The sequence below is a fragment of the Pseudomonas sp. P5_A2_2 genome (assembly GCF_054177685.1).
The window spans coordinates 1-5,068 of the sequence record NZ_JBGCUL010000295.1 but is presented as its reverse complement, the minus strand read 5'-3'; the positions used below and the strand labels follow the sequence as shown (position 1 = coordinate 5,068).

Here is a 5,068-nt window from a genome sequence, read left to right as displayed (position 1 = left end):
CCACAGGGCGATACGGCTTTCCACGGCAGCGATGGCGCTGGCGTACACGTCTTCCTGCCGTTGCGGGTCGCTATCGACCAGCCGCGACAGGAGCTTTTCCGCTGCCGGGCCGTGGTCCTCGGAGTCGACTTCAATGTGTCGCTCGAGGTAGTAACGGAAGGTCGGCGCCTGCTCGATGCCGATGCCCCAATCGTCGAGGATGCGCTGGAACATCCGCGGGATAACGCTCTCGCGGCCGTGCAGAAACGCCGCCGCCACACTGTGACCCGGCGCATGCAGTGCGGTGTGTAGCGTATGGCGAACGAAATTTGCGGCCGCCGGATCGACGTTGACGCTCTGCAAGGCCACGTCGTAGCTCACGCCTTCTTGCTGCAGGGTCACGAAGCGTTCGATGGCAACGGTGCAGGCGCCGACTTCGCGCATTGCATCCAGGTACAACTCGAAGTGGCTGTAATGACCTTGGGCCGGGCGGTCATCCGACTCCTCACCCAGCACGATCTCGTTGATCAACCGCGCTGCCTGGGGATCCTGTGGCGGCAACCAGGGCAGTTGCACGCAAGTCAGCTCCTGTTGCAGGCGCTTGGTCAGCGACATGAAGTCCCATACGGCAAACACGTGGGTTTCCATGAAGCGTCGCAGGACCGCAAGCGAATGTATTTCAGAGAAAATCGGATGTTCGCTAAGTTCGGTTTTTTTTTGAGTAAGACGTTCTTTAGTTGGTTTCATGGATGAGCCTGTAAGTGAGTTGAGGTGAGAAGTAATCAAGCACCGAAGTTCGCTTGAAGTTTTCTCCCGGCGAGCGGGTACCTCAATCGAATTGATCTTTTTCAGTGCTGTAGATGCCGAATAAACAAGGCGTCGCTGCCGCTTGTGGCTGGCAGCGAAGAAAAACTAATACACATATAAAGTGTCGATCAAGTTGTTTCGATATTATTTTAATATTTAACTTTTTGAAGGGTGATAAGTTCCAATAAAACTTTTTATATTGGTTTTATTTGGGCGTAGTTACTCCTTCCGGCCTATATAAGTCAGAATTGAATAAAGAGTGAATGCCTCACTCGAAGTAACTTTTTATCGGGCGTCGTTGAGGGTGTCTGAGGGGGTGGAAGCAGGTCGCGAGTGATGCCGATCCTTCCGTTCCCGTAATGAGGCTCCTTCCTTCGCTTCTTGGGGCGGGGGCTTACGCCATTCGCTCGGCGAGTCCCCCGTTTTATTGTGTCTTGGTTACCCAGAGTGGGCGCAAATCAAGGCGGCCGCCATTACTGAGGCATCACGCAATCGTTGCGATGGTCAGGTTTGAAGGTGGCAAGGCGTTGAGTTGCGGTATGGCGTCGCGAGGGTGGTGTGGTATGAGCGCAGGGGGTTTGTAATCAAATTATTCGCGGTGCACATTCGCAGGAATGTGCGGCAAGCGAGGCGAACCTTTCGGTGTGCCTCCCCGGACTTGCCGCTGCAGGTTACTTCGACGTGTTTTTGGTCTGTACTTCAGGGCTGTCGAGGTAGCGCGTAATGACCTCGACCCCTCGGCTCAGGTGATGTTCGAGCAGTTCCACCGAGCGTTCGACGTCCCGGTCTTCGGCGGCCCGCAACAGTGCCCGGTGGTCGTCCTGGGACAATTTGCCCAGGCCCATGGCTTCCAGGTTGAAACGCAGGAACCGCTCTTCTTCGATCAGGCCGTCTTCGACCAGTTTCAACAGCCGGCGATTGGGCGCCCGGCTGTAAAGTGCCATGTGGAACAGGCGATTGAGCCGTCCGATTTCGGTGTAGTCGCTTTGCGTTTCGAGTTCGTCGATGTAACGGGCAGCCTGTTCGAGATCTCCGTCCTGGAGCAGTGGCACCGAGAGACGCAGGGCTTCGGATTCCAGCAGGATGCGCAGCGCGTAGGTTTCCACGGCGTCGCCCTGGACCAGTGGCGCGACCACGGCGCCCTTGTGGGCAATCACGTTGAGCAACGATTGCGCTTCGAGCTGGCGCAAGGCCTCGCGTACTGGCATGCGGCTGACGCCAAACAGGTCGGCGAGGTCTTGCTGGCGCAGGGCCGCACCGCAAGGAATGCGCCCGTCGAGTATGGCCGCGCGCAGGGTTTCTTCGATCACCGAGCGTGCCAGATGTGCGGGAATTGGCCCGTTGACCTTGATACTGCTGAGAGGGTTGGGCTTTTGTGTCACTAAACGCACCCTGATTGATGGAATATTTTTGGATCCAAATGACACTAGTAACTGACTGACAGCTTGTCAAACAAGCTCACGAGTGCCTTTCCTGCAGTTTAGCGCGCGGCCAGTGATTGCACTGTGCCATTGTCTTTTTCCGGTCTAACCTTCACCATTCAAACGACTCCCTCCTGCCTATCCAGGATGCCTCGCATTGGCGGCAAGTTTAACGATCCCGCGGATTTTACGCTGGCTGTGCAGCGCATTGCTGCTGGCTGGCGTGATGCTGGGCAGCTTGAGCGCCGATTGGGATTTTTCCCTGATCAGCCGGCGGGCGCAGGCATTGTACGGACCTTTGGGAGAAGGTCAGCAGCGCATCGATGATTGGCAATACTTGCTGGCCAGCCAGAAGCAGCTCGGCGAGCTGGAACAACTCAATGTGGTCAACCGCTTCTTCAATAAACAACTGCGATACGTCGAAGACATCGACCTGTGGCACGAAGTCGATTACTGGGAAACCCCGATCGAAGCCCTCTGGAAAGGTGCCGGAGACTGTGAAGACTACGCTATTGCCAAGTACTTCAGCCTGCGTCACCTCGGTGTAGCCAGTGAAAAGCTGCGTATTACCTATGTCAAGGCACTGACCCAGAATCGCGCGCACATGGTGTTGACCTACTACTCGAGTCCGGAAGCCGAGCCCCTGGTGCTCGACAGCCTGATTGATGCAATCAAGCCGGCCAGCCAGCGAAAGGATTTGCTGCCGGTCTACTCTTTCAATGCGGAAGGGTTGTGGCTGCCGGGCGCCAAGGGCAATAAAAAGGTCGGCGATACCAAACGCCTTTCGCGTTGGCAGGATGTGCTGAAAAAAATGCAGGCCGAAGGATTCCCGGTCGAGACGACTAACTAGGAGCACACGCTCAGATGTCTTTGTTCAAACAGCTGTTGATTGCTATCTGTCTGTTCCTGGTGGTCGCCTTCACCGGCAGTTTCATGGTCAGTCTGGAGAGCTCGCGGACTCAGTACGTCAACCAGTTGCGCTCTCATGCCCAGGACGCCGCGACGGCGCTGGCACTTTCCCTGACACCGAATATCGACGACCCGGCGATGGTCGAGTTGCTGGTCAGCTCGATTTTCGACAGTGGTTACTACGCGAGCATCCGCGTGGTCGATCTTAAGACCGACCAGACCCTGGTTGAGCGCACGGGTATCCCGGCGGTGAACAATGTTCCGGACTGGTTCGTCAAACTGATCGGCCTGGAACCCGCCGGTGGTGATGCGATCGTCAGCCGCGGCTGGGAGCAGGCTGCCCGGGTCGAGGTGGTCAGCCACCCGATGTTCGCGCTGGCCAAGTTGTGGCAAAGCGCTTTGGGCAGCCTGGGCTGGTTGCTGTTATGTGGCGCGGTCAGTGCGGTACTCGGCGCGCTGTTGCTGCGTCAGCAATTGAGGCCGCTGGATTACATGGTCCAACAATCCTACGCCATCGCCCGGCGGGAATTCCTCAGCCTGCCGGAACTGCCGCGCACCCCCGAACTTCGCCGGGTCGTGCAGGCCATGAACCAGATGGTCGAGAAGCTCAAGGCGCTGTTCCAGGAGCAGGCCGAGCGCAGTGAAAAACTACGGGTCGAGTCCTATCAGGACTCATTGACCGGGTTGGCCAACCGACGTTATTTCGAGATGCAACTGTATGCGCGGGTGAGCAACCCGGAGCAGGCCAGTTCGGGTTACCTGCTGCTGTTGCGGGTCAAGGATCTGGCCGGTCTCAACCAGCGCCTCGGCGGCCAGCGCACCGATGAAGTGCTCAAGGCCGTCGGTGAGCAACTGTCTCGCGAGTGCGCCAAATATCCGGAAACCCAGAACCTGGTGACCCGTATCCGCGGTGGCGAATTTGCCGTGCTGGCGCCGGGACTGGTGCGTGAAGAGGCGCTGCAACTGGCACAGAACCTCGACAGTGCCTTGGCCAGTTTGCACGCTACCGGCRCCACCGATGTGGCTGCTGTGGCGTCTATCGGCCTGGCGCCCTTTGCTTACGGCGACTCGCCGCAAGCCGTGCTCAGCCTCGGCGATCAGGCGCTGGCGCAGGCCGAAGGCCAGGGCGAGCAGAACTGGGCCTGTATCGAGCACAGCCTCTCGGCCAGTGTCGGCGACGATCACCACGCCTGGCATCTGATGCTCGACCAGGCGCTGACACAGCGACGTTTCGAGCTGTATTTCCAACCGGTAGTCGCCGCCCAGGACACGCAACTGGTGCTGCACTACAAAGTACTGTCGCGACTGCTCGACGAACACGGCCAGACCATCCCCGCCGGGCGTTTTCTGCCTTGGCTGGAGCGCTTCGGCTGGACTGCGCGTCTGGATCGGCTGATGCTCGAGCGGGTGCTGGAACAAATGAGCGGGCATGAGGAGTCGCTGGCGCTGAATCTGTCGTCGGCGACCCTGGGCGACCCGCRGGCGCAAAACAAAATCTTCGAAATACTGCGTGCACACTCCAACCTGGGCCCGCGCCTGACCCTGGAGATCGGCGAAGAGCAACTGCCTGACCAGGCGGTGCTGGAACAGTTGACCCGGCGCCTGCGCGAACTCGGCTTCTCCCTGAGCCTGCAACGCTTTGGCGGACGCTTCAGCATGATCGGCAACCTGGCACGGCTGGGGCTGGCGTACCTGAAGATCGATGGCAGCTACATCCGGTCGATTGATCTGGAGAGTGACAAGCGCCTGTTCATTGAGGCGATCCAGCGAGCGGCGCACAGCATTGATTTGCCGCTGATTGCCGAGCGGGTCGAGACGCAAGGCGAGTTGTCGGTGATTCGCGAGATGGGGCTGTACGGTGTGCAGGGCCAGTTGTTCGGCGAGCCCAAGCCCTGGAACTAACTCTTTAGTGCCGGGTTGTCAGTGATGCCGTCATCGCGGGATTACCCGCG

The 5,068-nt window shown here is 58.6% G+C and carries 4 protein-coding genes; 2 read left to right on the top strand and 2 right to left on the bottom strand.

Going from position 1 to position 5,068, the window contains the following annotated elements; translation table 11 throughout:
* Positions 1 to 726 (bottom strand): DUF3050 domain-containing protein (locus ACXRVY_RS16725; protein ID WP_458237796.1); only part of this gene is annotated, 726 nt, incomplete at its 3' end.
* A 731-nt stretch (positions 727 to 1,457) separates the two neighbouring features.
* Positions 1,458 to 2,168 carry a GntR family transcriptional regulator gene (locus ACXRVY_RS16720; protein WP_223463871.1) on the bottom strand — a complete coding sequence of 237 codons (711 nt, stop codon included), beginning with the start codon at positions 2,166 to 2,168 and terminating at the stop codon, positions 1,458 to 1,460.
* 196 nt (positions 2,169 to 2,364) lie between these two features.
* On the opposite strand from ACXRVY_RS16720, the gene lapG reads away from it, so the two are divergent.
* Both lapG and lapD read left to right on the top strand, forming a co-directional pair.
* Positions 2,365 to 3,057: a cysteine protease LapG gene (gene lapG, locus ACXRVY_RS16715; RefSeq protein WP_223463872.1), complete on the top strand. Its 693-nt coding sequence runs from the start codon at positions 2,365 to 2,367 to the stop codon at positions 3,055 to 3,057.
* Positions 3,058 to 3,071: 14 nt separating this feature from the next.
* Positions 3,072 to 5,018: a cyclic di-GMP receptor LapD gene (lapD, locus tag ACXRVY_RS16710; RefSeq protein WP_458237795.1), complete on the top strand. Its 1,947-nt coding sequence runs from the start codon at positions 3,072 to 3,074 to the stop codon at positions 5,016 to 5,018.
* The last annotated feature ends 50 nt before the right edge of the window (positions 5,019 to 5,068 follow it).